This is a genomic window from Streptomyces sp. NPDC047079, assembly GCF_040643755.1.
In the GTDB taxonomy this organism is placed as follows: domain Bacteria; phylum Actinomycetota; class Actinomycetes; order Streptomycetales; family Streptomycetaceae; genus Streptomyces.
Genome location: NZ_JBEYUZ010000003.1, coordinates 217,707 through 243,281, shown reverse-complemented (window position 1 = coordinate 243,281; position 25,575 = coordinate 217,707). Strand labels below are relative to the sequence as shown.

The following is a 25,575-nucleotide window of genomic DNA, read 5'->3' as shown; positions in this document are numbered from 1 at the left end:
CGCATTCGGAGGGTTACCTCATGGCCGCCAGGGCCGCGTCGACGCCCGCGGTGGGCGAGCCGAGGCTGGTGACCGTGTCGTAAGGGCCGGCTGTGCACTCGGTACCGCACCGCGTCGATGCCGCGGTGCACCACGAAACATACGTCGTATGGAATCGGTACCGTGCGCAGTACGGAAAGTCGAGCGCAACCCCGGCCGCGCGAGCAAGCACCGCCACCAGATTCATTCCATACACCGTACGAAATTGATACCTTACGTGGTATGGAAAAGCCGAAGCGTCCCCCGCGGGGAACCCGGAAGAGAGACGTGCCTCTGACCGAGGCCGGGATCTACGCCGCCGCCCTGCGGCTCATCGACGCGGACGGGGTCGAGGCGCTCACCATGCGCAAACTCGCGACCGTGCTGGACGCCAACCCGATGTCGCTGTACCACCACGTGCCGAACAAAGAGGCCGTGCTGCGCGGCGTGACGAGAATGGTGGGCAGCCAGTTCCGCACCGTGACGCTGGAGAACGCTCCCTGGCAGGAACGCATCCGCCTGCTCGCCACCGATTTCCGGACGCTGGCGCACCGCCACCCCAAGCTGATGGCCTACTCGTTCAGCCACCAGCCGGACTTCATCCAGCGCGAAGACCCGTTCCTGGTCGCGCTCACCGCGATCCTGGACGCCGCAGGGGTGCCGCTCTCGAAGATCCCGGAGACCGCCGCCGTCGTATGCGCCGTCGTCACCGGTGTCCTCACCGCCGAACTCAACGGCGCGCTCCACCAGTGGGCGAACATCAAGCCCCTCATCGCCCCCACTGCCGACGACAACGGATCCACGAATTCGGACCCCGATGAGGAGCGGATCTTCCGCCTGGTGCTGGACACGATCATCACGGGTCTGGAAAGCCGGCTCACCCCCGATCGCGACGGCCAGGCCGCCGGCCGTTGAGTCCCTGGGCGCCGGCCGAGCTTGCTGCAGTCCTTGAGGCGCACTGGAACGCCTGACACTCCAGTCGTGCTCCGGTCGGGATCGGTGTCCTGAGCCGTCGGTCGTCGTGGCCGGGACGCCGACCCGGCCGCTGTGCTTTTCCGGCGTCGTGCCGCCGCCGAGATCGCAGGCGTGGCATGAGCCGAGGAGCGCAGACTGATGCCGCAACGGCCGGACCGGCACCGGAGTGTGCGTGCAACAGATGTGTCCGGCAGGGCAGTTGGGAGGCCGAGGCAGGTGGGGGCTTCCCTGAGTTGCCGCGAGCCTCTCTCAGTTGCCCGCGAGCAGGTGCGCCAGTTCCCTGTCCCAGTCGATGCGTCCGGACTCGGTGCCACGCGGCACCAGAGCCTCCGTGTTCTCCAGGAAGTTCTTGACGTCCCGTACGGGAACCTCGAGCAAGGCGGTGCCCCCGCAAGACCCGAGGGTGATGTACATCGCGGGGTCACCACGGCCGACGGCCGACCAGATCCGGATGTCCCCGTCGCCTGCCGAACCCTTCAGGCCGTCAGCCAGAAGATCACGGCCCAGGACCCATTCCACCGGCTCTTCGTTGCCGATGAAAAAGCAGGCACGGACGACATAGGGATCAGTGGGCTCGTACCGCAGGCGCATGCACAAGGTCAGCGAGTAGTCCCGCGAGATCACAAGCTGCACGACCACCGCGCGCACCACGGTTCTCAGAGATTCCATCGAATTGCACTCCAACAAGGCGCCTCTGCCTCGGCTGAGCCCCGTCGCCGGACCGCCTCGGGTCGGTGGCGAAGAGGCGACGAAAGGAGAGGCGTTACAGCAGGGCCCGGGCGCCCGACGGCATCACCGGACCGCATGGTTCGTGGCGTCGAGGCAATGGGCCGACGCGAGCCCCCGACCCGGGGTGGGTGTCCGCAGGCGGGGCTGAGGGGGACAAGCCCTCACTCAGCCGGCCGCCTGGGCGGCGGTCAGGCACCGCTGACGCCTGGGCCGGCGGTCGCGTCCCTGCCTCCGGCGGGCAACACGACGACGCGCACAGCCCGGGCACAAGCGGCACCCGTCTCACCGGTCAGCGTGGTTCCGGTCGTGGTGGTGCCGGTCCCGGCCGTCGTGCTCGTAGCGGTTCCGGTCGTGGTGGTGCCGGTCCCGGCCGTCGTGCTCGTAGCAGTTCCGGTCGTGCCGGTACGACCAATCGGACTTCCACCCGCATTCCTTGTCGTCCCAGCGGTGGAAGTGACCGTCACGTCCGTACCGGGCCGAGCGGGTGACGCGGTCGTTGCGGCGCCGGCCGTGGTCTCGGTCCCAGGAGTAGCCCTGCTCGAGCAGATAGCCGACACCGTGGTCCCAGCGGTAGCCGTCGGCCTTGACCCCTACGGCCGGGCGCTCGACGTGGGCGGAGGCAGGAGTCGCGGCCGAAGCGGTGCCCCCGGCACCGAGGACGGCGACACCTGCGACCGCCACGGAGGACACGGTGACAGCGATGCGCTTCGTGAGCTTCTTCATGGTCTTTCCTTCCGGTCGGCGCGGTCCGCACCAACGGCTGCTTGTGCAGGCGCGTGAGACGGCCCGGCGTTGTCGAGCAGCTTTCCATACGCTGTATGGAAGCACCCTCAAGTTCTACCATACGATGTATGGAAGCGTCGAGGGCATCTCGCCGAAGAGGGTCCGCGCCGGCGCTTCGTCGACCTGCTCGGCCTTCGCCCACGACCGCACCAAGGCCGGCCCGCACGCCCGTGGGACCGGCCCGGCGTGGCCGCACGAGGCCAGGGACCTGGCGACGGCGGACACCACCGAGCTGCCGATGCGCCGGGATCCGGACGCCGACTGGCGGCTGGGGCGTACGCGCCAGCGGCGCCGTTCACGCTGCGGCAGGAAGAGGGCGCCCGGCGATGTCGTGGGCCTCGTCCGCGCAGAGGCCGAGCATGCGCAGCAGCATCTCGGCCATGCTGTCCGAGGCCGGGCTGTTGTCCGCCTCCGGCTGGGTGAACCACAGCTCCAGGAGCGCCAGCAGGCTGCCGTTCAGCGCGACCAGAACCACGACCGGGTCGACCACGGCCGTGAAGCGGCCCGAGGCTATGCCCCGCTCCACGTCGTGCTTGGCACTCGGAGCCAGTCCGCTGGCAGCGTAGATGCGGCCGAGCCCGCTGTGACACAGGATGCGCATGATCTCGGGGTGTGCCCCAGCCATGCGGGTGCTGAGCCGGACACCGCCGGCGAGGCGCTCGGCCGGATCGTCGAGGCCGTGCAGACGTTCGCCGATGGCCTGCGCGTACTCCTCCAGCGCATCGTGACGCCCATGGAGCTGATCGTCAGTGAACTGGTCACCAATGCCATCCGTCACTGCGACGGCCCGAGCCGCCTACGGCTCATCCGGCACCGCGTTCTGACGTGTGAAGTCTCCGACACCAACACCAGCCAGCCACGCGCCCGCCATCCCCGCACCCTCGACGAGTACGGCCGCGGCCTCTTCCTCGTCGCTCGGATGTCACGCAGGTGGGGCTCGCGCTCCGGGGCGGACGGCAAGGTGGTCTGGGCCGAACAAGACCTGCCCCCCACAGCCATCGCGATGTGACCTCGTCGCCCCATGCTCATGCAGGGAAGTCCGAAAATGGCCAGCAATACACATGACACCGACTCGGTGGGCACCCCCCGAAAGCCGCTGAGCGTCTCCGAGGCCCCTCCCGGCGGCAGCGCGTGCGTCTTCGCCGGCCTGGCGGCCGCCGTGCTCGACGGCCGGGGCGCGGTGGTGCGGTGGACCGAGGCAGCGGCGGACCTGACGGGGTTCACCGCCGAGGAGGTCTGCGGCCGCCCCGTGCGTGACCTGGTGGCCGGCGTCCCCGACGCACTGCGCAATGTCACGAAGATGCCGGCATCCGGCCGGGTACGGCTGCGACACCGGTGCGGCAACACCGTCGACGTCGTCTTCCGTACCACCAAGGTGAACGGCTCGGCGGAGGTCCTCGTGCTGGCGGCACGTGCGCACGTCGCCGACCACGAGCACGGCACAGCGCTGTTGCGCGCGCTGTCCCCACAGGACCGGATCACCGTCGCCCTGCACGACACGGATCTCATCACCGTGCAGACGAACGCCACGCCGGACACTCCCGACGGCCGTCCGGTACGGCCCGGCACCCGGCTGTACGACGTGCTGTGCGACGCGGACGCCGAGAACATCGAGGCGGTACTGCGCCAGGTGCTCGAGACGGGCGCCCCGGCAGTCCGCAGAAGCCTTCAGGTGAGCCGACGGCACGATCCGGCGCGGCGGCACGCGCTGTCGCTGTCCGCGTTCCGGCTGGAGGACGCCCGAGGACGCCCCACAGGGGTCGCCGCCCTGTACGTCGACGGCACCCACCAGTTGCGCGCCCGCCGTCTTCTGGACCTCGCCCGTGAGGTGGCCGAGCAGGTGGGAGGGTCCCTGGATGTCGTGCGCACCGCGCAGGACCTTGCGGACGTACTCGTACCCGCGTTCGGGGATCTCGCCACGGTCGACCTTGCGCAGTCCGTGTTCGACGGTGACGAACCCCCCAAGCGGGTAGGCGGAGGAGATCTCCGTCTGCGCAACGCGGCCCTGGCGCCGGCCGCCGCTGGGTGGCCGGCCGGCATCAGGCGCGGCAACCCCGTCCCCCCACTGTCCGACCACCCCCTCCTGCGCAGCTCGCAACACGGCAGGACAGTCGTCTACGGCCGCGACGACATGGTCGCCCTGATCGGCGGCCCACAGTCGGCCGAGGATTTCCTCCCGCGAGACGCCCATGCGGTGATGGTGGCGCCCCTGTACGCCCGCGGCCTCATCCTCGGCAACATATCGGTCTGGCGCTGCGGCCGATCCGACCCGTTCGCCGAGGACGAGGCGGATCTCATGAAGCAGATCGCCTCGCGGGCCGCGCTCGCCATCGACAACGCCCGCCGCTACACGCGCGAGCACCGGGCGGCCGTGGCGCTGCAGCAACGCCTCCTTCCCCCCGCGACGAGCGACACTCCGGCAGCCGAGACCGCCGGCGTCTACCTGCCCGCGGGCGGCGGGGCGGAAATCAGCGGCGACTGGTACGACGCCATCGCCCTGCCCTCCCTGCGGCTGGCCCTGGTCACCGGGGACGTGGTCGGCCACGGCATGGCCGCCAGCGCCACCATGGGCCGTCTGCGCGCCGCCATCCAGACCCTCGCCGACCTGGAACTGGAGCCGGACGAGTTGCTCACCCGGATCGCGGACCTGGTCCAGCGCCTCGCGGCCGAAGCCCCACCCGGCGACCACGACGTCATCGGCGCCACCTGCCTGTACGCGGTCTACGACCCGGTCACCAGGCGCTGCGCCATGGCCAGTGCCGGGCACCCGCCACCCGTCGTGCTCAGGCCCGACGGAACCGCCGAGGCCGTCGGGATCTCCCCGGGGCCACCACTGGCCCTCAGCGGCATGCCGTACGAGACCACCACGATCGAGCTCGAGCCGGGCAGCGTCCTCGCCCTCTGCACCGACGGCCTGGTCGAACGGCGCGGCCACGACATCGACCAAGGCCTGCGGCGCCTGACGGATGCTCTCGCCGCGTCCTGCCGTCCGGATCGCGCCCTGGACGAGACCGGCCGGGCCGTCCTCGCCGGCCTGCGGAACCAGACGCGTCGCGACGACGCGACCCTGCTGCTGGCCCGCACCCGCGCCATCCCGGCGCAGGACACCACCCGCTGGGAGATCCCGGCCGATCCGGCCGCCGTCTGCGAGGCCCGGGAATGGACTTCCCGTCAGCTCACCAGGTGGGGGCTGGACGACCTCCTCTTCACCACCGAACTCATCGTCAGCGAACTGGTCACGAACGCCATCCGCCACGGTCGTCCGCCGGCGGAGCTGCGGCTGATCCGCCATGACGTTCTGGTCTGCGAGGTCACCGACTCCAGCAGCAGCCAGCCCCGCCTGCGGCGCGCCCACACCACCGACGAGGGAGGACGCGGCCTGTTCCTCGTGGCTCAACTCGGCGCGCGTTGGGGCTGCCGCCACGGACAGAACAGCAAGACCATCTGGTCCGAACAGCTCATCGAGGGTCCCCGCTGATCCGTCCGCGGGTTCCCCGACAAGCAACGCGAGCCAGCAGCAGGCCCCACGGTGAGATACCTCACGTACCGGCGCCCTGACGCCTCGCGCCCCGAGCCGGGCACTACCTCTAATCGAGCTTGGACGGCAAATGACCTGGGACCTTCAAGATCCCCGACTGTGCCCAGTGGGCAGACCACCCGCAGGGAAGGGGGCAGCGGCCCGTCCAATACCCGTACGAGTACACGAATTTTCCATGACCATGCAAGAATACGGGAAACCCGGTCAGGGCCCCACCACCCGAGGATGCCCGTGTCACTGCAGTCGGCCCACGACACGTTCTTAGCGCGCCATCAGCACCTCCCCCCGGCCGCCGTTCACAAGGCAGTCGGCGACCAAGTGCTCCTGACCGACGCGAGACAGATCGGTGACAACCGCTTCCTCGTCGCGGCGCTCTGGCCCGGCGACCACCTGCTCTACCAGCCCGACTCCTCAGGTTCCGGCGATCCGAACTTCGTCCTGGAGTCGGTCCGCCAAGCCGCGATTCATCTCAGTCATCGATTCTTCGGCATACCCGACCGGGGGTGGGCGTTCGTTCTGAGCCGGTTCGAGGTCGACGTAACCTCACCCCGCCTGCCCCATGTGGCCGGCGCCGCCGTCCCCACGACGCTGGACATCTCCTGCACCCACACCGAGCGCAGGTCAGGGAGTGCCGCCATGTCGATCAAGGCCGACGTCATCGTCGACGGAGTGCGTCACGCGTACGCCGCGGTGCGATGGAACATCCTGCCCGCCCGGCAGTACGCGGCATTGCGCATGCGCAACCGCCCGACACCCACTGCTACTTCGCGTAACCTCGCGACGCTGCCCACCATCGGAGTGTCACCGGAGGTGGTGGGACGTCGGCGGTCGGGCGACGTTCTCCTGGCCGAGGCCGCGGGCCTGCCGGACCAGGCCTGGGTTCTGGCCATGGACCGTACCCACCCGGTTTTCTTCGACCACGAGTCGGACCATATTCCTGGCATGGTATTGATCGAAGCCGTCCGGCAAGCGGCGCACGCGGCCGACACCCGGCTTGCGGGGCCGGCCCGAGGCACGCACCCCTCCTGCCTCGTCGCAGACTTCGAGTGCTTCTGCGATCTCGACGCGCCGGTCCTCGTCGCCGCCACCAACGCCGCTCACGGCCACCGCGCCTTCATCGTCACTGTCGAACAGGGAGACCGGACAGTAGTCCGTGCCCATCTGACATTTCCAGCCCGTGGGGAGGCGTCCGCGTGCTGAGCGGGTCCTCGTCCACGAAGATGTTGAAGCAGTCGCCGATACCGGGGCCCGTGGTTCTCGCCGCCGCGCGGGACGCAGCGCAGATGGCCCAGGACAGCCGTCTCACCGGCGACGTCGCCGAGGCGATCAGCGAGGCCGGCTTCGCCCGACACTTCGTCCCCGAACGCTGGGGCGGCCGAGCGGGAACGTTCCGTCAACTCCTCGACGCCGCCCTCGAGACAGCCGAAGCATGCGCCTCGACCTCCTGGTGCGCCACCCTGTTCGCGGCCCACGGGCGACTGTCCGCCTATCTTCCAGAGGAGGGCCAGCACGATGTGTGGGCGTCGTCGCCGGACGTCCGGATCGCGGCGGCGGTCGTGCCGCCGAGCGGCCGAGCGACCGCCTGTGACAACGGCTGGCGGCTCACCGGCAGTTGGGGCTACGCCAGCGGGATCGACTGGGCGGACTGGGTGCTCCTCGCCAGTTGGACGCCCCCTGTGGACGGACCGGGTGAAAATCACGAGCACCGTATCTTCGCGGTCCCCCGGGCCGATGTCGACGTGCACCACACCTGGCGCTCTCTGGGACTGCGGGCCACTGGCAGCAACACCGTCACGGCCGAGGACGTCTTCGTGCCCGCCCACCGCTCATTCACCGTTGCCGATCTGGCGACTTCGCGGCCGGGTGCCGCTCGTTGCCACAGCGTGCCGTACCCCATGGTGGCGGCGCTGATGTTCGCGGCCCCGACCCTGGGTGCCGCCCGCAGTGCCCGCTCGGCCTGGATGACCCAGGCAGTGGAACGCATGCGGGTCGCCGCCGACGGCCCGGGGAGGAGCCTCCCGGCCGGTCCCCGGCGCACGTTCGCACAAGCGTCAGCCGAGATCCATGCCGCTGGGCTGCTCCTGGCCGACGTGGCGGAACGCGCGGACAGCGCCGACGTGACATCGCTCTCCGTCGCCGAGTGTCGGCGGGACGCCACCGCGGCGGCAGCCCGGTGTTCGCAAGCTGTCGACGCGCTCTTCCGCGCCAGCGGTGCCCGCGGCCTGGTGGAGGGCAATACGATGCAACGTCTCTGGCACGACGTGACTGCCGTGACGGCGCATGCGGCCCTGGACGCCGATGCCGCGGCCGAGGACTGCGCCCGCATCGAGCTGGGAGGCGTCGTATGACTCGTCCGCCCGCGACCATGGCCACCGCCCCCGGCAGCCGTATGTCCACCGAGCCGTTCCCTCCGCAGAGCACACGACTGGGCCCCGCGCGCCGGGTGGCGTTCTTCGATGTCGACGAGACCCTGATCTCGGCCAAGAGCATGATCGATTTCTGGTCCTGGTGGGCGGCCCGGGAGCCCGGTGCACTGCCGCCCCTCACCACTCTGCTTGCCCGGGCCCGGCTGGGAGGCTCGCGCGCGGAGCTCAATCAGGACTACTACCGCGCCTTCGCCGGCCTGCCTGAGGCACGGCTCGCGGCGGCCGGCCGGGGGTGGTACGAGGATTACCGCAGCCATCCGGACGCATTCGTCGTCGCCACAGTGTCCGCACTGTACGAGCACTCCGCTGCCAGGCATGCCGTCGTGCTGGTCTCCGGCTCGCACCGGGCCTGCCTCGAACCGCTGGCGGAGGATCTGGGCGCGGACGACATACTGTGCACCGAGCAGCTCACCGACGCCTCAGGCCGCCTCACCGGAGAGACGGTGCGTCCCATGATCGGCGAGGCGAAAGCCGAGGCGGTCCACACCTTCCTGACCAAGGCGGGGCTCAGCACCCGGGACTGCTTCGCCTACGGCGACCACTCCAGCGACCTGTCCCTGCTGCGCAGTGTGGGGCGCGCCACAGTGATCGGCGAAGACCCCGTGCTGCTCGATCACGCCCGCCGGGAGGACTGGGAGCGACTGTCAGCGCGGACCGGACCGCTGCCGCGCAGGCCCAGAGGCGGCCGACATACCGCCTGACCGTGTACGGCCGAGTCGTCCCCGTAACCAGACGTGTTCGACTGTGTTCGATCTTACGTTTGGTTCTGCAATCAGTAGCGGAGCGTGCCCTTGCGTTACCGTCGATGGGAACCAGGCCACCACGGCGTCGCATCGGGGGTACGGATGACAGGCCGGCACGCTTTATCCTGCAAGACGAACGACGAGGTCGAGATCGCGCCGAGCCTGCGGCGGCCGAACTTCCCGTTCGCGCTGGACGAGGTCTTGACGACCGTGCAGCAGCAACGGGGCGAAGCGTGCTCGCTTCCCCCGTGTTTCCTCCCCGCATACGCACGGCTCACCGCGTCGCTCGCCGATGAGGCCGATCTCACCCCGACCGGACTGGCGATCGCCCGCCGACGACTCGTCACCGCGCTCGCCAACCAGCTCACGGTGCGTGAACTCATCGAGCGTCAGGACATCGAGTCCCATTTGCATGGTCACGACGCCGTGTTCGTGCTGGGACTGCCGGGCACGGGGCTCTACCGCCTCCAGCGGCTCCTGAGCCAGCATTCCGCCCTCAATATCCCCTCCCTGTGGGAGATCCTCTCCCCCGGTATGGAGTGGCGCCCCTGGCGCTCGAGTCCCCCCAACGACCCGTTCGAATACGCCTTGTGGGCGCGCCTGGGCCAGCGCAGTGGTTTTCGGCCCCCGGACCTGGGGGCTCCGTACGGAGACCACCTGCTGCTGACGTATGCCTTCCACACGCCGTCGGCCTCGCTGGAGTACCGAATACCGGGCTACGCGGACTGGCTTGAGGCTCAGGACGCCACCACCGCCTACGAATTCCATCGCTACGCTCTGACCGTCATTCTCGAGCGGGTCAGCGGCGGAGTTCCCGTGCTGGTCAACGAGTTCCACTCGCTCAAGCTCCCGGAACTTCTCAGGATCTATCCGACCGCCCGCGTCATCCGGGTGCACAGGGACCCCCTGGCCTCCCTGTCCAATGTGGTCGGCACCAGCATCCTGCGCCGCCGTGCCTGGTCCCACCGGGTGGACCCGCGGGAGGTCACTGCCGAATGGGCCGGGCGCCTGCTGTCGACCCTGTTCCTGCCCGAGTGGCACGAAGCCCTGCCGATCGGCGCCGAGGTCCTCGACGTCACCTACCCGGAGCTGGTGGATACGCCTCTGCTCACGCTGCGGCGCATCTGCGAGTTCCTGGGGACACCGCTGCCGACCAGTGTGGAACGGCGTGCCCTGGAGCAGTGCAGGCAGTTCTCCCGGTTTCCGGAGGAGGGCCTTGACCGCGGGCACCCCCACCTCCTCAACGAGGGACTTCCCGGTCTCTTCAACGAGTATCGGGGAAGGTACTGTCGGCGCTGGGGGGTTCAGGAGCTGTGAGATTCGACCCAACCATGCATGTCCCTTCTATTAATATTTGATTCTGCATGTGTTAAGGTCTCGCTACGGGGAGCTTTATATGACAGAGGCTCTCGACACCGCCGAGGCGGAGTGAGCCCGAAGGGGATGGGCCGTGACGACAGTGTCCCGTCAGCGCGAGCGCGACATCGAGCTGTGGTGGCAGCTCTCCCGGTTGTCCGGTTACATGTCCCAGATCCTCGAGCGCAAGCTGATGCGTTCTCACGGCATCGGCCTGACCGACTTCATTGCGCTGAGCACCATCCGGCAAAGCGACGCGAAGGCCCTGCAGATGCAGGAGCTCGCGGAGGAGATGGGCGTCAACCAGTCGACGCTGAGCCGGGTCGCCGCTCGCCTCGAGCGCAGCGAACTGGTCAAGCGCGCACCCAGTGAGCACGACCGGCGCTGCATCGTCATCCAGCTCACCGATCTGGGGCGAGAGCAACTGGACCTGTACACGCAGACCTTCAGCCGAGAGCTGCAGACCGCGTTCGAGATGGCGGCGCTGTCCCCGTCCCTGTCCTCGTTCCTCACCAGGATCCGCCCAGCTGAATAATGCCTGCGGTGTGGGGCCACCTCGCGGGGCCCCACACCAGAGCGGCGGGACAGAGCAGCCTCAGAAAAGCAGTACGACCTTGCCGGCCAGTCCGCCCGCCTCGAAGCTCTCGTGGGCCGCGCGCACCGCCGTCACGGGGTAGTGCTCCGCCACGCGCACCCGCAGTCGACCGGCGTCCACCAGTTCCACCAACTCGGCGAGATCCTTCTTGTTCTCCTGTACATAGCTCTTGGCTGCGCCCGGAACGGCCGGCAGGGGCTCGTCGGAGATCGAAACGTACAGCGCTGCGTCGGCGAGCGCCGCGGAGACGTCCACCCCTGCGGTGTCGAGCACCGCGTCATACGTTCCCCCGGGCAGATCGGCCACGCGGTGGACCACGCTCTCCGCGCCGAGTTCCCGCACCTGCGGCGCGTGCTCGGGCCGGGATACCAGACCATCGACCGTGACCCCGACCTGCCTCGCGATCTGGACGGCCAGTCCTCCCACCGCACCCGCGGCCCCGGTGACCAGCAGGCGGCTACGGCTTTTCAGCCCCAGCTTGGCAAGGGCCTGCAGGGCGGTAGTCCCGGCCAGCGGCAGCGTGGCCGCCTCCGCGAGAGCCAGGGCAGCCGGAGCGCGGGTGAGGAGATGCTCCGGCAGGCTGACGAGTTCCGCCCAGGTGCCGCGGCCCGTGGCAACCTGAGCGGACATGGCGATCACCCGGTCGCCCACGGCGAATTCGGCCGACGAGCTCTCGACAACAATGCCGGCCAGATCCCAGCCGAGTGTCATCGGGAAGGCGGGCCCCACGTCCCAGGCCCGGGTCTTCCAGTCGACCGGGTTGAGGCTGCTCGCGACCGTCCGCACCAAGACTTCGCCGGGCCCGGGCTTCGGATCGGGGATCTCCCGGACCGTCAGCAGTTCCGGGCCTCCATGGGCATCGATCTGCACAGCTCGCATGACGAGAACTCCTTGGGATCAAAGGGGAATGAGGGTGCACGGCGGTGAATCGGGGGGAAACCGGTGGAATCAGGCCGCGGTGGCGGCGCTGGTCTCTGTGGCGGCGCCAGGGGCGGTCTTGGACCGCAGGGGCAGTGCGTAGCACGAGACGATGAGGCCGAGAGCGCTGAACACAGCACCCGCCAGTCCGGTCCAGCGCAGCGCGCCGGCCGCGACGATGACGCCGCCGGCGGCCGAACCCATGGCGGTGGCCAGCTGGAAGGCCCCGACGTTGACCGAGACAGCGAGGGTCGGTGCCTGCTGTGCGTGCCGCAGGATAAGACCCTGCAGGGGAGCAATGGTGGCGGTGGCGAGCAAGCCCAGCAGCAGCACGGCCAGGACGGCGGTTGGCTTCCATGTGACCGCCAAGGGTGTGAGGGCGAGCAGCAGGGCGAGCGCCGCGAAGACGCCGCGCAGGGTGGCGGCCGGGGCCCGGTCGGTCAGGCGTCCGGCGATGATGTTGCCGAGGAAGCTACCGCCGCCGTAGGCGAGCAGCAGGACCGAGACGACGAATGCGGGGAATCCGGTGATCTCGGTGAGCAGCGGTGCGATGTACGTGAAGACGGTGGCGACGCCGGCGAATCCGATGGCGGTGGTGGCGATGGCGAGCAGCACCGGGCGCTGGGCCATGACCCTGATCTCGGCTCGGGCGCCCGCCGACTCGGCTTCCTGACGCGGCAGGACCGCGGCCAGGAGCACGATGCCGAGCAGCGTCAGCGCCGTCAGTACGACGAACGGCGTGCGCCAGGTGGTCCGCTCGCCCAGCAGCGCCCCCAGCGGCACGCCAAGCAGGGTCGCCACGGTCAGGCCGGACACGACGGCCGCAGTCGCCCGCCCCACCCGCTCCTCGGGCACGACCCGGCTTGCGACCACCAGCGACAGGGCGAAGAACGCCGCATGGCTGAGCGAGGACAGCACCCGGCCAATCAGCAGGACCTCGTAGGAGCCGGCGAACGCGCTGACTGCGCTGCCTGCCGCGAAGAGCAGCATCAACGACAGGGCGAGGCCCTTGCGCGGCAGGCGCGCGGTGAGCAGGGTCATGACAGGACCACCGACGACCACACCGAGCCCGTACGCGGTGACGGTCTGTCCGGCGGCACCCACGGAGACGCCGAGGTCTTCGGCCACTTGGGGCAGCAGTCCGGCGATGAGGTACTCGGACGTCCCCACGACGAACACGCTGACGCACAGGGCCGCGAGAATCACGGAGCTCTTTTTCATAAGGTGACGCTAGAGTCTGACATCAATGTGAGAGTCAAGTCGGCGAGGGGTGGCTCCATGCGCATGGGCGAGATGGTGCGGCGGACCGGGGTCAGCGAGCGACTGCTGCGCTACTACGAGGAGCAGGGGCTGCTGACACCCGAGCGGCTGCCCAGCGGCTACCGGGTGTACTGCGAGAAGGACGTCGACACCGTGCGCCGGGTCCGGATGCTGCTCACCGCCGGGCTGACCACTGACACGATCGCGAAGGTGCTGCCGTGCGTCCGTGAGCAGGACGAGCGTCTGGTCCCGGTGTGTTCGGACCTGGTCGCCGAGCTGCGCCGCGAGCGGGAGCGGATCACGCGTTCCATCGACGCCCTGGAGGCGTCGCGCAGCCTGCTCGACTCCGTCATCAGTGCGCACCCCGTCGCGGCCACGGCCGGGCTGCCGTCGGCCTGACCGGGCAGTCCGGTCCGGCGCAGGAGACGGTGCGCAGAGTCATCCGTCGATGAAGTCCTGGATGAGCCGCACCACTTCGAGCGGGCGCTCGAAGACGGCCATGTGTCCGCAGTCCAGCTCCACGTACCGGCTGTCGGCAAGTGCACGATGCGTCTCACGCGCGTGCCGCACGGGAATCCAGTAGTCGTACGAGGCGCCGACGACCAGCACCGGAACGTCGATCCTGGCGAGCCGCTCGCGGATGTCGACCGTGGCGGCCAGCTCCATCTGGCGCAGCGCACCGGTCTCCGCCGTGATCAGGTCCACCCCCGCCTTGATGTTCTCCGCGCCGAGCTCGGCCAGATACGGCGCGGAGAACACCGACAGCGCGGTAAACTCCCGATAGGCCCGCTCGTCGAGGTGGGGCAGCCGCTGCCACAGATCCATCAGCAGGCGCTGCCGTGGATCGTCGTTGCGTGACCACGGACAGAGCAGGATCAGACGGCGCACGCGGTCGGGGTGGGCCGCTGTGGCGGCCGCCGCGACGACCGCGCCGAGGGAGAAGCCCACCACGTCGACGGGGTCGTCCGTCACCGCCGCCGCGGCCGCGATCACCTGGTCGGCCAAGAGGTCGACGGTCAGCGGGGAGCGGCCCAGGGGGGTTTGGCCGCTGCCCGCCAAGTCGGGGGCGATGACGGTTCGCCAGGCGGTGAAGGAGTCGACCATATGGCCGAAGTTGGTCGCGGAGTCGGTGCCGGTGGCATGGACGAGCAGCAGACCGGGGCCGTTGCCTCGCGCAGTGTAGTGAATCGGCGAACCGTGGACGTGAGCGGTGGCCAAGGCGCTTCGTCTCTTCTGTCGGTCGGCTCTCTCAGCCGACGTGGAGTGGATGGAAACCATGGGGTATGTCGGTGACGCTTACCGAGCGCGCGGCGGGACGATGCCCACGGCCACGGTGTTGCCCTCGCTGATGTAGCCGAGGCGGTCCCGCAGCGGGTGGGCCGCGTTGTCCGGGTCCAGGAAGGGCTCCCAGTCCCCGCCGAAGCCCTGGTCGGTGGCCTGCCGCGCGATGCGGGCGCAGGCGAGCGTGTAGAAGCGCAGCGCGGCCGGGCTGAGCGGCGCGTGGTGTTCGATCAGCAGGGTCCGCTGCCGTACCGACAGCAGCCCCGCCTCGTCGAGTCGGCGGTGCAGATCGCGGGTGCGCAGCAGTTGCCGGGCGTAGCCCGGAGTGCGGGCGGCGTGCCGGAAGAAATCCGTGAACTGGAAGGGATCCGCCGGGCGCACGGTGATCAGGGAGGCGTCGAGATCCTTGACCGCCACGACCCCACTGGGTCGCACCACACGGCACAACTCCCGCAGCGCCCGGGCGAGTTCCTCGTCGTCGAGGTACTGAGTGGTGTTAGCGCACCAGACGGCATCGAAGGTGTCGTCCGGGTATGGCAGATCGAGCAGATCGCCCTGCCGCGCGTCGAAGGCGCACCGGGATGAACAGCGCTGCATCCGCTCGGCGGCGAGCTCCGTGTTCTCGGCGGCGAGATCGATCGCCGACACCCGGCCTTCGGGGCCGACGAGATCGGCCAGCCAGGGCAGGAACGCGCCGCTGCCGCAGCCGGCGTCCAGCACATGCCAGCCGGCACGGATGCCCACCTCGTCGAGCGCCGTCTGGTAGTACGGCGCACAGGCCTCGAAGTGCGCGTCGACGATCGTTTCGTGGGTGAATCCGAGTCCGGTCGACGCGGCGTAACCCCAGGAGGCGTGATCCTTCGTCAGCATGTGCCTTCCCTGTGCAGGTCCGCCATGGCGGAGGCGTCGAGCAGTGAGATGAGGAGCTCCGTGATCCTGTCGGGAGCTTCGAGGGGTTGGAGGTGGCCCACCGCAGGCAGGGTCACGAGCTGTCCGCGCGGCAGGGCATCAGCCGTCTGCGCCGCCTCGTGGGCCGCCACGAGTTCGTCCTCGGCGCCGGTGACGACGACGGCCGGCACCTCGGTGCCGCGCAGCAGGTCCAGCGAGTCGGGGCGGGCCGCGATGGCGCGCTGGGCCCAGGCCACCGCCTCGGGATCGGCACTCGCCGCCATCGCCGTGACCTGCCCGACCAGGCCGGGGCATCGGGCCCTGGTGGTCGCACCGAGCAGCAGTGGTGTGGTGTGGGCGATCAGATGGTCGCGCCGGGTGTCGTCGAGCATCAGATCGGCGAAGCCTGTCCGTTGAGCCGCCGCCTCAGGAGTGTCGGCAGCGGCCCGGGTGGCCAGCAGGGCGAGAGCGCGGACGCGGTGGGGGTGGCGGCGCAGAAAGGCCATGGCCGCGTAGCCGCCCATGGAGCAGCCGGCGAGCGCCACGGATCCGATACCGTGCTCATCGAGCAGTGCGGCGAGATCGTCGGCGACGGTGTCGAGGGACGGGGGCACGGTGCCCAGGGGCGTGCTGCCGAAGCCTCGCTGGTCCGGGGTGAGGACCGTGTGGCCGCGTGCCCGCAGCGCGGCCGCCTGGGCCTGCCACATGGCAGAGTTCAGCGGGAGGGCGTGCAACAGGGCGACGGGAGACTTCTCGGTCGGGCTCACGGGCGAACACTCCGCTCCGCGTTGGCGACGAGGGCGGCGGCCGACGGGGAGAGCTCCACGTCGCGCAGCCAGGCGAGGGTCACCGGAGCGGGTGGCAGATCGTGCACGGGTACGGCCCTGATGTGCGCCGGTAGCACCGCGTCGAGCGACTGGAACGACGCATGGACGGCCCGGCCCTCGGCAAGGACCTCGACCATCGCCTCCACGGTCGTCATCGGGTGGACGCGGCGTATCGGCTTCCCCGACGGGGTGTGCGGCGGTACGACCTGGTCCCAGACGTACGGCGGGAAGTCGCCGGGGCAGCGGAAACCGTCGTAGCGGGCGGCCTCCTCGATCGAGACCGTGGTCCGGTCCGCAAGGGGGTGGTTCACGCCGACGATCAGCGCTCGGCCGTCGAAGGCCACGGGTCGGCTGACGGCGACGTCCGGTTCCCGCAGGCCGTACTTAACGATCATGAGGTCCAGCGCCCGGTCGCGCAGCGGACGGAACGGTTCGGAGACGTCGTACGGGACGAACTCCACCTCGTGCGGGCTGTGGCCGGCGACCGTGATGATGCGGGTGGCCAGGTGCGGTGAGCCGTGGATGCCCAGGCGGACGGGGCGCGTGGCGCCGCGTGGGACGGTGAGCCGGCGTTCGGGCACCTTCAGATCTCCTCGGTCAGTGCGGCGTAGGCCCGCAGCCGGTGTGGCCGGTGGGCCTCGGTGTCGACGCGCAGTGCGGCCAGCGGCCTGGCCAGGCCGGACAGGCGTGGCACGGAACGCAGGGTCAGCCTGTCTCCGGGCCGGATCAGCCCGTCCAGGACGGCCTCGGCGAGGAGGTGGTTCACCTGGACGAGCAGCTGGGAGACGGTGACGCCCGCCGTGGCGATGTACAGATCCCGGTGGAGCGGGCCGCGTACCGTAAGGCCCGGCGGCCCGGACGCGTCGGGCCCGGGGACGTCGACGGTGACCGGAGCCCAGGCGGAGAGTTCACGGGTGCCGCTGAATGTCTTGAGCAGCCGGCGCAGGGTGGTGGTGGCCTCGTCGGCGACCGGGCCGACCCAGGCCATGGAGGCGTCATCGGCGATGTGGTCGAAGGTGAAGCGTTCCCTGAGGTTGTCCGGCCGGCCGGCCAGATAGAGGGTGCGGGTGAACGAGCGCCGCCAGGCCGCGGCGCGGTCGGCCGGCACCGTCAGCGCGAATCGACAGGTCTCCCGCACCCAGAGCGGCAGCGAGAGCCTGCCGATGACAGCGACGACGACGGCACCGTCGGCAGTACCGGCCGCCTCGTCTCCGGCGATGGCGGCCTTGGCCTCGCGCAGTGCGTCGAGCGTGGACAGGTCGAGGTGGGCGGCGAGTTCGGGGCGGGTCGTCCGCAGCCTGTCGGCCGCGACGGTGAGAAGGAGTTCGGGGCTGAGGGTCATAGGAACACCGTCGTGAGAAGGTCGTTGGCGGGAGGCCGGCGGCTGCGGCCGAGCAGCGACGAGGTGAGCCGGTAGGGGTCGATGTGCGTATGGCCGCGCCGATGCCGCTCCAGCAGAGCGGGCATCAGCCCGGCGGGCTGCGGCGTCTCCTGCGCGCGGCTGATCAGCCGTTCCGCGCGGGCGAGGCTCTTGCGCAGCAGGTCGTACCGGAATGACTCCTGCTGCCCCGGCCCGAGCGTGGCGATGAAGTACAGGCGCATGCCGAGCCGGAGCACCGCGGGGTCGTGCCCGTCGCAGAGGGAACGCAGTAGGGCGTCGACGGTGTGGTCGTGCCAGCCGCCGTACCGGGCGGAGGTGATCCTGCCGTTGATCGGTACCCGCCCGATGGGCACCCGGTGGACAGTGACCCCCTTCCCGGAGAGCACCCGTTCCAGGAGCTGGTAGTCGGGATCCAGTTCCCGGTCGTACAGCATCACGACCTCGTCGTACCGAGGGGCGAGCGGCAGCAGTTCGCGCAGGGCACAGGCGAGGTAGTTGGGGCGGCCGTCGGCGGTGACGATCTGCCGAAGCGGAAGGCCGAAGCGGGTGGTGTCGAGGTAGACGGGGCCGCCCTCGTTCCGCTGGTCCAGCCCCAGGCCGGCCGCCACCACGTCCTCGATCATCTCCTCCAGCTCGAATCCGGGCGGCCGGACCGCCAGCAGTCCGGGGTCGTGCAGCCCGAGCCGCTCGTAGTGCCCGCTCCACAGCTGCAGCACGCGCAGGCTCGCGGGGTGGACGAAGCCGGCGTGCTCGACGGCCTCCGCGTACGGGCGCAGGTCCCGGGCGCTGGGTGGTGTCCCCTCGGCCCGGAAACGCACGTACAGGTCGCCGATCTCCCCTTCGGACAGCGCGCCGTAGTCGACGTCGCCCTCGGTACGGTCCAGGAACTCCCAGAAACCCAGGGTCTGTTCGGTCAGGTGGTACACCGTGGGGCTGTAGCGGTAGGTCACATCGGCCAGCTGCGCCGTGGCCCGGAACATCACGTCCGTCCACAGCAGGCCCTTGAGGTGGCTGGGGGTCAACGGCTTGGAAGGGGTGACGGTGATCGGTGCCAGCAGCACCCTGCGCGGCGTCCCGGTCCTCACTCCTGCCTCCCCGTGCCGAGGGCTGCCAGCAGTTCCTGTCGGGTCGGCGGGCGGGGACCGGTCGCCGCGGGGGCGGGGCGGGCAGCGCGCACCCGCTGCCGGAACGCGGCACTGTCGAAGATCTTCGCCGGGGTTTCGAGGCCCATCAGGACCCGCACGAGACCGCGCCAGACCGTGATGTCCGCGGCGGCGGCCCGGGCCACCTCGGCCAGATCCGGACGGCCGGGTGCGGCCGGCGGCACCGAGGGGGGCGGGGTGCCGTCGGCCCGGGCCCGCCAGAGCCGGCCACGCGCCCGGCTGTCGTGGACGGCCTGCTCGTACCAGGGACGGTGGATCTCGTCGGCGAGGCACACGGCGAGCTCGGTCTGCGGCTCTCCCACCGTCGGGTGGGCGTCGAGCAGTCCGGCCAGCCGGAAGGCGTGGTCGAGGGCGAGTGACACGCCGCGCCCGTAGAGCGGGTCGGTGACGCAGGCGGCGTCCCCGACCGCGAAGAGGCCGGCTGGTTGCCGCCACCCGGGACGGATCGTGGCACGCAGGACGTTCGGCGGCATGGTGATGACCCGTACGTCCGTGATCGGTGCCGCGGCCCGCTCGCCGGTCCACTCCGCCACATGGGGGGAGAGCCGGGCGGCGGCGGTGAAGGCCGTGGGATCGCGCAGCACGGTGGTGGCCGGATCGGAGGTGAGCGATCCGAGGGCGACGGCGAAGGACCCGTTGTCGGCGGGATGGACGACCGCCGCGTAGTGGTCCCAGATGCCGCCGGCCGCGTTGCCGCGGTTGAGCGGTCCGGGTGGGGCGCCGTCCGGGTCGGTCAGCCGGTAGAAGCGGGTGAAGCAGCGCAGCCGAGTGGGGTCGGTCAGGTCGTCACCCACCGGGAAGCCGGCCGCGGTCAGCCAGGACCGGGCGGCCGCCCTGCGCCCGGTGGCGTCCACGACGAACCGCGCGGGCACCTGTCCACCGCCGTCGGTCAGCACCCCGCGCACGCGTGAGCGGGAGGGGTCCAGGAGCAGGCCCCGGACCGCGGTACCGTGGTCGATCGTCACCTCGGGCAGGCTCGACACCGCACGATGGAGAAGCAGTTCGAGCACACCCCGGCGTACGGCCAGAGCCTCGAGTTCACGGTCCGCGGCGTCGTCCGCGCCGGGGGGTGCCGCCCCGGTGAGGTCCAGCAGCCGCGCGCCGCCCTGAAGCAGGGTCTCCAGCAGGTGCGGGGCCGACCGGCGCAGGACCCGCACCCCGAGTGAGTTGAGGATGTGGGAGTGGTCGGCCTGCGGGACGGTGGGCCGGTGCCAGTCCTCGGCGGCCTTCTCGGCCGGGCCCTCGGGCGGCGGGGCGGAGCGTTCCAGGACGCGTACGGCGAAGCCCCGTTCGGCGAGGGCCAGTGCCGTGGCGAGACCGGCGACGCTGCCTCCCACGACCACGGCGGCGGGCGCGGTCAACGCCGCCGTCCATGGACGAAGAACACCCGGCGGACGTCCTTGACCTCACGTGCGGGGACGGGATCCGGCCAGCGGCCGAAGTCCGCGCCCGGCTCGCCGGGTTGGGTGGCCTCGACGTCGAACCCGTAGCGGTCGAAGAGCGCCTCCGGTTCGTCGCTGCCGAAGAGCCACGGGCAGCCCCAGCGGGCGAAGACGTCCAGCAGTCCGCGCATGTGCGGCAGGGTCAGTGCTGCGGCGTTGACCAAGTCGGCGGCGATACGGCTGCCGGGCGCGGAGATGGCCGCCACCCGCTCGAGCATGCGGTGCGTGTCGGGTTCGGGGATGTAGTAGAGCAGCCCTTCGAGCAGCCAGGTGGAGGGCAGCGAGGCGTCGTACCCCGCGTCGACTAGCCGCTTCTCCCAGTCGGGCGCGGTGAGGTCGACGGCGACGGTGCGATGGGTCACCTGCGGGGCGACACCCTGCAGGCGCTCGGCCTTGAACTCCAGCACGGCCGGGCGGTCGACCTCGAAGTAGCGGATGTGCTCGGGCCACCGCAGCCGGTAGGCCCGCGAGTCCATGCCGGACGGGGCCAGCACGATCTGCGTCATCCGAGGGTCCTGCGCGGCACCGTGCAGGAAGTCATCGAAGAACCGTGTGCGGATCGCGTTGTAGTCGGGAGTGCTGGGCAGGGAACGCGGCCGGTCCGGCGGGAAGGTCGCGGCGCGTATCTCGGCCAGCAGTTCGGGGCCCACGTCACCGACGAGCCGGGCGGCGAAGGGATCCTCGTAGAGGCGGTCCTCGCGGCGGGTCTCGGCGGCGCGCAGAGCGGCGGTGAGCAGGGCGGTCCGCTCCACCGGATCCAGAAGGGCAGGCATGAAGGCTCCTTGTGCTGCTGCTCGGGGGTCAGTGGGATGCCGCGCCGGTCAGGCGGCGCCACAGGGCGTCGTCCTGCCGGAACAGCCGGTCCTTGACCTGGGTCGGGCGGATGCCGCTGCCCACGGCCAGGTGCCAGTCCCGGTGGAACGCGTCCGGGTCGAGCAGACGTACCTCGGGAGCGGCGAGCCGGTCATCCGCGCGGGCCCGCCGGTAGCCGGCCGACTCCCGCTCGAGGGCGGCGTCCAGCAGGACCGCGAAGCGTGCTGTTTCGGCGTTCTGCCACCGGCTGTGCGGCGCGACGGCGAAGACGTAGCGGGGCGATGCCGTGTCAGGGGCTGGTTCGACCCGGCAGGCCACGTTGCCGAGTTCGAGGCCCGTGGCGGTGAGAGCGGAGCGCAGCGCACGCACGACCTGTGACTCGCGCAGCCGTTCGCCGGCCGCGTCGCAGCGCCCGGCCCGGCCGGCGTACGCCACCCGCGGCACGCCCCCGACCAGGTCGACGACCCGGACGACGTCGCCGACGGCGTAGCGGTACAGCCCGCCGACATGGCTGAAGATCACGTGGTACTCGCGCCCGGCTTCCAGCTCGTGCGGCAGCAGCGTCGCGGTGTCGGGCCCGAGGTCGGCGTCGGCGTCGGCGAACTCGTACACGGACGCCGTCACCACGAGGCTGCCCGCGCTGCCGTGCCGGTCCAGCGGCACGCCCACGGGTCCCTCGGACGCGGCCACCGGGGCGGGTAGCGCCGCCACGCCGGGGCCGAAGTGCTCTCGCAGCGCGGGGAGGTAGAGCGAGGCGACGCCGGTCGTCCAGCCGAACAGGGCCCGCATCCGGGGCCACACATGGGCCGGGGAGACCGTGCCGAAGTAGTCGGCGAGCCGCTCCAGTTCCGCGGCGCGGCGCGGGTCGGGGCTGCCGTGCGGAACACCACCCAGGGTTCCGTCGCGCACTTCCTTGACGATGCGGTCCCACCACAGGTTCAGCTGGTACGGGACGGCCGCGATCATCGCCGGATTGATGCCGATGAGGCAGCGCACGTCGCTCTGCACGGCCAGCCGCAGCCGCAGGTACATCTTCTCCAGGTGGTCGTCGGGCGCGACGTCCACGGGAAGCGTGGCCCAGGGCGCGGCGGTTCCGAGCTCGGCGGACAGGGGTTCACCGAACTTCGCACCGAAGTCGACCTGGCTGGCGCCCACATGGGGATGACCGTCGGCTGTGGTGGGGGGCGCGGCGAGCGGATCGTGCTTGAGGTTGAGCACGGCGTCGGGCCGGTGCGTGACATCGGGGAAGTTCTCGATGAGGGGCGCCCAGGCCGCGTAGTAGAAGGGGAAGAACGTGGTGCGCATGAAACGCGGGGTGACCGGGATCTTCTTGTGGGCGCCGGTGCTGCCGCTGCTGGTGAAGTACACGACCGGCCGGTCCGCCGACAGCAGGTTCGGCTCGCCCTGCGCGGTGCGTTCGATCAGCGGCGCGTGTGCGGCGTAGTCCTGTACCGGAACGGCTCTGCGGAAGTCGTCGATGTCGCGTACCCGGGCGAAGTCGTGCCGTTTGCCGAACTCGGTCCCCGCGTTGAAGTCGAGGAGGTCGGCGAGAACGCGCCGCTGCTGCCCGTGCGGGTCGCCGAGTGCCCGGGTCAGCCGCTCGCGTTCGGCGAGGACCCGCTCGCGGTAGCGCTCGGCGTGGCCGGCGGCCCCCCACCTCTGGTCCGTGGTCACGGGGCGAGCACCTCCAGTACGGCGTCCGTGGTCCGGGCCACGCTGGGCTGCTCCGCGATGATCGTGACGGGCACGTCCCGTACCTCTTCCAGCATCAGTTTGCGAAGGCTCTTCTGGTAGTCCTCGAAGCCCAGCCATTCGGGCCGCTCCCCGAAGTGCTCCAGCGGGTTGAGCCGGGCGCCCGCGGCGGAACGCCGCCACGCGGTCGCGGGGGACACGTCGAGGTAGAGCACCGCGCGGGGGCGCGGGAACGAGCGCCACCAGGTGTACATGGGGTTCTGCCGGGCTCCGGCCAGCCGGCACTTGGCGAGGATCTTGTAGTAGTAGGAGTCCATGAGCAGCGGAGCGTTCCCGTCCTGGCGCTCCACCTGGTCCTTGAGGTGGACGACGGCGGTCTGCAGGAGGCTGGCCAGGAAATCCGCCGAGTAGGACGTTCCGAGGTTCGGCAGGACGTCCTCGACCACATGGCGGCGCAGGGCGCCGAGGAGTGCGTGGCTCGGCTCCAGGAAGGCGTCGTCGGTGGAGAGCGTCCGCCACCCGGGCAGCCGGGCCGCGACCTCCGCCATGACCGAGGACTTGCCCGCGCCGTCCGGGCCCAGCAGCACGTAGAAGGGCCGGTCAGTCATGCGTGACCTCCACGACCGCGCACGTCCAGACGAATCCGGCGCCCACGCCCACCAGCAGGACGCGGTCGCCGGCCCGGACCCGCCCGGTCTCGATCAGGTGGTCCAGACCGGCGAACTGGTCGCCGGGGCCGAGATGGCCGATGCCGAGTCCGTAGTCGAGGAGGGTGACCTCCTCGGGGATGCCGAGCGGGTCGATGCACTGCTTGTGGGCCAGGTCGGCCCCGAAGAACGGCACCACGACGGCCGCCATCCCGGTGATGTCGCTGCCGCTGTCCTCCAGACAGCGCTTGACCGCCGTCAGCATCCCGGCCTCGTTGCGGGCGATGGTCTCGGTGACCGGCAGATCCTTCAGGAAGACCTGCTTGCGCGCCCTCAGGTCGAGGGGCGCCCCCGGATCGGCGGGCGGTTCGTGGAGGTCGTCGCCCCGGTGCAGGCCTTCCAGCGAGGGCTCCGAGTAGGTCGCGGTCGACACCAGCCGCAGCCGCCCCGGGTCCCGCGAGAGCACCATGGCCGTGCCGCCGTCGCCGAAGACCAGACCCCGGTCCGCCGACCACCGGGGAAAGCGCGGCTCGGCGAACCGGTCGGCCGTGGTCAGCAGAGCCGCTGGCACCGTGGGGACGGCGCTCAGGTGGATCGCCGCCAGTTCCAGCGCGGCCATGCCGCCGTTGGACATCTGACGTAGCTCGAACGCCATGACCTCGCCGTGCCCCAGTACCTTCCGCTGGACGTACGAGGCGGTGTTCCAGAAGCTGACGCCCTGGTGGAAGCAGCCGGCGTGGACGAGCAGCCCGATCTCTCCCGGATCACGGCCCGCTCGGCTCAGCGCCAGACGGCCCGCGTCCGCCGCCAGGTCGGGGGCGGGACGGTCACTCACCCGGGCCGCCCGCTGCCGGGCGCGCGCGGCCTCCTCCGTGCTGTAACGCCCCTCGGCGATGGCGGTGCCCGTGTCCACCGGTTCGCCGAGTTTGGCTGACACGGCGTCGATGTATATCCCTGACCAGCGCAAGGCCGTTCCTCCCCGCTCCGTGGGTTGCTGGTGTCCTGTCTGGTGCGGTGGGCGCTCAGGCCCGGCCGAGCACGCGCAGGGTGCCGGCGTCCGGGCCCGTCCAGTCGGGCACCTCGTCCACCTGGACCACTGCCGTGGTCCAGCTGAATCCGATGCCGACCCCGACGACGAGCACCTGGTCGCCCGGCTGCAGCTGCCCCGACTCCAGGAGATGGGTGAGGCCCGCGAACTGGTCGCCGCCACCGATGTGGCAGGTGCGGCGCCCCCAGTCCCACACGGTCCGCTCGACATCGATCTTGTACGGGGTCAGGAACTCCCACTCCAGCAGTTCCCGGCCGACGTTGGGGACCACGACCCGGGCGATCCCGTCCATCGACGTGTCGGCCTCGGCGAGGGTGTGCTCGGTGTTGGCCAGCAGCCCGGTCACCAGCCGCTCCACCACGAAGTCGTGGCCGACCCTCTTCATGTAGCGGCGCTTGCGGCCGCGGAGGTCGAGGGGCTTGCCGGTGGCGTGCGGCACCGGCGTGAAGCCGCCGTCGACGTCACGGTAGGCGTCCTCGAGCTCCGGGTCCGAGGTGGAGTGGGTGGCCAGCAGCCGGGCGAATCCGCTGCCGCGGGAGAGCACCAGCGCCGTCGCTCCGTCCGCGAAGACCTGGCCGCTGTCGCTGTACCAGCGGTCGAAGCCGGGCAGGGCGTAGCGATCGCCGGTGCTGACCAGGGCCGCGGAGGCGTCGGTGCGGCCGTTCAGCCAGGACGCGGCCAGCTCCAGGGCGGCCATGCCGCCGTTGGAGGCGTGGTCGACGTGAATGGCGGGTGCGGTGCCCCCGACGGTGTGGCGTTGCACGTAGGAGGCGGGGGTCCAGAAGTCCTCGCCCTGGTGGTACATGCTCGCGTGCAGGACCAGGGCGATGTCCTCGGCCGCCCGTCCGCTGCGCTCCATGGCCTGCCGGCCGGCGGCCACGGCCATGTCGACCGCGCTCAGATCGTCCGACTCGAGCGCGGAGATGAGCTGGTTCTCCTCGAACTCGTCGGCCGGGTAGCGCCCTGCCTCCATCGCCTCGCGCGCGCCGACGGGCGGAGGGAGGTGCGTGCCGAGTCCGGCGATGTGGATGTCGTCCCAGCGCATGGCTGTC

General features: G+C 70.7%; 25 protein-coding genes and 1 pseudogene. 9 read left to right on the top strand and 17 right to left on the bottom strand.

Annotated elements, in window-relative coordinates; all coding sequences use genetic code 11:
- The first annotated feature begins 306 nt into the window (after nucleotides 1-306).
- The gene (locus ABZ823_RS05990) at nucleotides 307-933 is read left to right on the top strand and encodes a TetR family transcriptional regulator (RefSeq protein WP_361654200.1); all 627 of its coding nucleotides are present in this window, start codon (nucleotides 307-309) and stop codon (nucleotides 931-933) included.
- A 309-nt stretch (nucleotides 934-1,242) separates the two neighbouring features.
- Here the strand turns inward: ABZ823_RS05990 and ABZ823_RS05985 are convergent, their stop codons facing one another.
- The 3 genes from ABZ823_RS05985 to ABZ823_RS05975 form a co-directional block, all read right to left on the bottom strand.
- Complete coding sequence (locus ABZ823_RS05985) at nucleotides 1,243-1,662, bottom strand: SsgA family sporulation/cell division regulator (protein WP_361654198.1); 420 nt, start codon at nucleotides 1,660-1,662, stop codon at nucleotides 1,243-1,245.
- Nucleotides 1,663-2,004: 342 nt separating this feature from the next.
- Nucleotides 2,005-2,445 (bottom strand): hypothetical protein, encoded by a 441-nt coding sequence (locus ABZ823_RS05980; protein ID WP_361654195.1) that lies wholly within the window; start codon nucleotides 2,443-2,445, stop codon nucleotides 2,005-2,007.
- A gap of 355 nt (nucleotides 2,446-2,800) precedes the next feature.
- Entirely contained in the window at nucleotides 2,801-3,130 is a 330-nt protein-coding gene (locus ABZ823_RS05975) for a hypothetical protein (protein ID WP_361654192.1), read from the bottom strand.
- 87 nt (nucleotides 3,131-3,217) lie between these two features.
- Between ABZ823_RS05975 and ABZ823_RS05970 the strand changes: the two are divergent.
- The 7 genes and pseudogenes from ABZ823_RS05970 to ABZ823_RS05940 form a co-directional block, all read left to right on the top strand.
- Nucleotides 3,218-3,514: pseudogene (locus tag ABZ823_RS05970) on the top strand (ATP-binding protein); the annotation flags it as partial.
- 36 nt (nucleotides 3,515-3,550) lie between these two features.
- A complete protein-coding gene (locus tag ABZ823_RS05965) occupies nucleotides 3,551-5,983 on the top strand; it encodes a SpoIIE family protein phosphatase (RefSeq protein ID WP_361654189.1) in 2,433 nt (810 codons plus the stop codon).
- 285 nt (nucleotides 5,984-6,268) lie between these two features.
- Nucleotides 6,269-7,243: a ScbA/BarX family gamma-butyrolactone biosynthesis protein gene (locus ABZ823_RS05960; RefSeq protein WP_361654186.1), complete on the top strand. Its 975-nt coding sequence runs from the start codon at nucleotides 6,269-6,271 to the stop codon at nucleotides 7,241-7,243.
- Nucleotides 7,244-7,293: 50 nt separating this feature from the next.
- The gene (locus tag ABZ823_RS05955; RefSeq protein ID WP_361654183.1) at nucleotides 7,294-8,391 is read left to right on the top strand and encodes an oxidoreductase; all 1,098 of its coding nucleotides are present in this window, start codon (nucleotides 7,294-7,296) and stop codon (nucleotides 8,389-8,391) included.
- A complete protein-coding gene (locus ABZ823_RS05950; RefSeq protein ID WP_361654181.1) occupies nucleotides 8,388-9,170 on the top strand; it encodes an HAD-IB family hydrolase in 783 nt (260 codons plus the stop codon). The genes ABZ823_RS05955 and ABZ823_RS05950 overlap by 4 nt, the downstream gene beginning before the upstream one ends.
- A gap of 144 nt (nucleotides 9,171-9,314) precedes the next feature.
- Nucleotides 9,315-10,529 carry a sulfotransferase gene (locus ABZ823_RS05945; protein ID WP_361654178.1) on the top strand — a complete coding sequence of 405 codons (1,215 nt, stop codon included), beginning with the start codon at nucleotides 9,315-9,317 and terminating at the stop codon, nucleotides 10,527-10,529.
- A 133-nt stretch (nucleotides 10,530-10,662) separates the two neighbouring features.
- Nucleotides 10,663-11,103 (top strand): MarR family transcriptional regulator, encoded by a 441-nt coding sequence (locus ABZ823_RS05940; RefSeq protein WP_361654175.1) that lies wholly within the window; start codon nucleotides 10,663-10,665, stop codon nucleotides 11,101-11,103.
- Nucleotides 11,104-11,163: 60 nt separating this feature from the next.
- Here the strand turns inward: ABZ823_RS05940 and ABZ823_RS05935 are convergent, their stop codons facing one another.
- A complete protein-coding gene (locus tag ABZ823_RS05935; protein ID WP_361654172.1) occupies nucleotides 11,164-12,042 on the bottom strand; it encodes an NADP-dependent oxidoreductase in 879 nt (292 codons plus the stop codon).
- Nucleotides 12,043-12,111: 69 nt separating this feature from the next.
- Nucleotides 12,112-13,302 carry an MFS transporter gene (locus ABZ823_RS05930; RefSeq protein ID WP_361654169.1) on the bottom strand — a complete coding sequence of 397 codons (1,191 nt, stop codon included), beginning with the start codon at nucleotides 13,300-13,302 and terminating at the stop codon, nucleotides 12,112-12,114.
- A 57-nt stretch (nucleotides 13,303-13,359) separates the two neighbouring features.
- Between ABZ823_RS05930 and ABZ823_RS05925 the strand changes: the two genes are divergently transcribed.
- The gene (locus ABZ823_RS05925) at nucleotides 13,360-13,740 is read left to right on the top strand and encodes a MerR family transcriptional regulator (protein WP_361654166.1); all 381 of its coding nucleotides are present in this window, start codon (nucleotides 13,360-13,362) and stop codon (nucleotides 13,738-13,740) included.
- Between the two features lie 39 nt (nucleotides 13,741-13,779).
- Here ABZ823_RS05925 and ABZ823_RS05920 read toward each other — a convergent pair whose 3' ends face one another.
- From ABZ823_RS05920 to ABZ823_RS05865, 12 genes are all read right to left on the bottom strand, one after another.
- Nucleotides 13,780-14,559 (bottom strand): alpha/beta hydrolase, encoded by a 780-nt coding sequence (locus tag ABZ823_RS05920; protein ID WP_361654164.1) that lies wholly within the window; start codon nucleotides 14,557-14,559, stop codon nucleotides 13,780-13,782.
- A 78-nt stretch (nucleotides 14,560-14,637) separates the two neighbouring features.
- Nucleotides 14,638-15,492, bottom strand: coding sequence for a class I SAM-dependent methyltransferase (locus tag ABZ823_RS05915; RefSeq protein ID WP_361654161.1), 855 nt, complete (start codon nucleotides 15,490-15,492; stop codon nucleotides 14,638-14,640).
- Nucleotides 15,486-16,277: an alpha/beta hydrolase gene (locus ABZ823_RS05910; protein ID WP_361654158.1), complete on the bottom strand. Its 792-nt coding sequence runs from the start codon at nucleotides 16,275-16,277 to the stop codon at nucleotides 15,486-15,488. Before ABZ823_RS05910 ends, ABZ823_RS05915 begins: the two co-directional genes overlap by 7 nt.
- The gene (locus ABZ823_RS05905) at nucleotides 16,274-16,918 is read right to left on the bottom strand and encodes a LysR substrate-binding domain-containing protein (protein ID WP_361654155.1); all 645 of its coding nucleotides are present in this window, start codon (nucleotides 16,916-16,918) and stop codon (nucleotides 16,274-16,276) included. The genes ABZ823_RS05910 and ABZ823_RS05905 overlap by 4 nt, the downstream gene beginning before the upstream one ends.
- A 2-nt stretch (nucleotides 16,919-16,920) precedes the next feature.
- Nucleotides 16,921-17,679 (bottom strand): DUF6182 family protein, encoded by a 759-nt coding sequence (locus ABZ823_RS05900; protein WP_361654153.1) that lies wholly within the window; start codon nucleotides 17,677-17,679, stop codon nucleotides 16,921-16,923.
- Nucleotides 17,676-18,803, bottom strand: coding sequence for a hypothetical protein (locus tag ABZ823_RS05895; protein ID WP_361654150.1), 1,128 nt, complete (start codon nucleotides 18,801-18,803; stop codon nucleotides 17,676-17,678). Before ABZ823_RS05895 ends, ABZ823_RS05900 begins: the two co-directional genes overlap by 4 nt.
- Nucleotides 18,800-20,242, bottom strand: coding sequence for an FAD-dependent monooxygenase (locus ABZ823_RS05890; protein ID WP_361654148.1), 1,443 nt, complete (start codon nucleotides 20,240-20,242; stop codon nucleotides 18,800-18,802). The genes ABZ823_RS05895 and ABZ823_RS05890 overlap by 4 nt, the downstream gene beginning before the upstream one ends.
- Complete coding sequence (locus tag ABZ823_RS05885; protein ID WP_361654145.1) at nucleotides 20,239-21,096, bottom strand: SAM-dependent methyltransferase; 858 nt, start codon at nucleotides 21,094-21,096, stop codon at nucleotides 20,239-20,241. The genes ABZ823_RS05890 and ABZ823_RS05885 overlap by 4 nt, the downstream gene beginning before the upstream one ends.
- Nucleotides 21,097-21,124: 28 nt before the next feature.
- Nucleotides 21,125-22,810, bottom strand: a complete 1,686-nt coding sequence (locus ABZ823_RS05880) for a GH3 auxin-responsive promoter family protein (RefSeq protein ID WP_361654142.1) — start codon at nucleotides 22,808-22,810, stop codon at nucleotides 21,125-21,127.
- Nucleotides 22,807-23,436 (bottom strand): hypothetical protein, encoded by a 630-nt coding sequence (locus tag ABZ823_RS05875; protein WP_361654140.1) that lies wholly within the window; start codon nucleotides 23,434-23,436, stop codon nucleotides 22,807-22,809. Before ABZ823_RS05875 ends, ABZ823_RS05880 begins: the two co-directional genes overlap by 4 nt.
- Nucleotides 23,429-24,412: a ketoacyl-ACP synthase III family protein gene (locus ABZ823_RS05870; RefSeq protein WP_361654137.1), complete on the bottom strand. Its 984-nt coding sequence runs from the start codon at nucleotides 24,410-24,412 to the stop codon at nucleotides 23,429-23,431. Before ABZ823_RS05870 ends, ABZ823_RS05875 begins: the two co-directional genes overlap by 8 nt.
- 85 nt (nucleotides 24,413-24,497) lie before the next feature.
- Nucleotides 24,498-25,568: a ketoacyl-ACP synthase III family protein gene (locus ABZ823_RS05865; RefSeq protein WP_361654134.1), complete on the bottom strand. Its 1,071-nt coding sequence runs from the start codon at nucleotides 25,566-25,568 to the stop codon at nucleotides 24,498-24,500.
- Nucleotides 25,569-25,575 lie beyond the last annotated feature (7 nt).

What these genes read in the sequence shown, in the direction of transcription:
- ABZ823_RS05985 (WP_361654198.1), bottom strand. Translation starts at nt 1,662, where the DNA reads ATGGAATCTCTGAGAACCGTGGTGCGCGCGGTGGTCGTGCAGCTTGTG.
- ABZ823_RS05980 (WP_361654195.1), bottom strand. Translation starts at nt 2,445, where the DNA reads ATGAAGAAGCTCACGAAGCGCATCGCTGTCACCGTGTCCTCCGTGGCG.
- ABZ823_RS05975 (WP_361654192.1), bottom strand. Translation starts at nt 3,130, where the DNA reads ATGGCTGGGGCACACCCCGAGATCATGCGCATCCTGTGTCACAGCGGG.
- ABZ823_RS05965 (WP_361654189.1), top strand. Translation starts at nt 3,551, where the DNA reads ATGGCCAGCAATACACATGACACCGACTCGGTGGGCACCCCCCGAAAG.
- ABZ823_RS05960 (WP_361654186.1), top strand. Translation starts at nt 6,269, where the DNA reads ATGCCCGTGTCACTGCAGTCGGCCCACGACACGTTCTTAGCGCGCCAT.
- ABZ823_RS05950 (WP_361654181.1), top strand. Translation starts at nt 8,388, where the DNA reads ATGACTCGTCCGCCCGCGACCATGGCCACCGCCCCCGGCAGCCGTATG.
- ABZ823_RS05945 (WP_361654178.1), top strand. Translation starts at nt 9,315, where the DNA reads ATGACAGGCCGGCACGCTTTATCCTGCAAGACGAACGACGAGGTCGAG.
- ABZ823_RS05935 (WP_361654172.1), bottom strand. Translation starts at nt 12,042, where the DNA reads ATGCGAGCTGTGCAGATCGATGCCCATGGAGGCCCGGAACTGCTGACG.
- ABZ823_RS05930 (WP_361654169.1), bottom strand. Translation starts at nt 13,302, where the DNA reads ATGAAAAAGAGCTCCGTGATTCTCGCGGCCCTGTGCGTCAGCGTGTTC.
- ABZ823_RS05925 (WP_361654166.1), top strand. Translation starts at nt 13,360, where the DNA reads ATGCGCATGGGCGAGATGGTGCGGCGGACCGGGGTCAGCGAGCGACTG.
- ABZ823_RS05915 (WP_361654161.1), bottom strand. Translation starts at nt 15,492, where the DNA reads ATGCTGACGAAGGATCACGCCTCCTGGGGTTACGCCGCGTCGACCGGA.
- ABZ823_RS05900 (WP_361654153.1), bottom strand. Translation starts at nt 17,679, where the DNA reads ATGACCCTCAGCCCCGAACTCCTTCTCACCGTCGCGGCCGACAGGCTG.
- ABZ823_RS05885 (WP_361654145.1), bottom strand. Translation starts at nt 21,096, where the DNA reads ATGCCTGCCCTTCTGGATCCGGTGGAGCGGACCGCCCTGCTCACCGCC.
- ABZ823_RS05875 (WP_361654140.1), bottom strand. Translation starts at nt 23,436, where the DNA reads ATGACTGACCGGCCCTTCTACGTGCTGCTGGGCCCGGACGGCGCGGGC.
- ABZ823_RS05865 (WP_361654134.1), bottom strand. Translation starts at nt 25,568, where the DNA reads ATGCGCTGGGACGACATCCACATCGCCGGACTCGGCACGCACCTCCCT.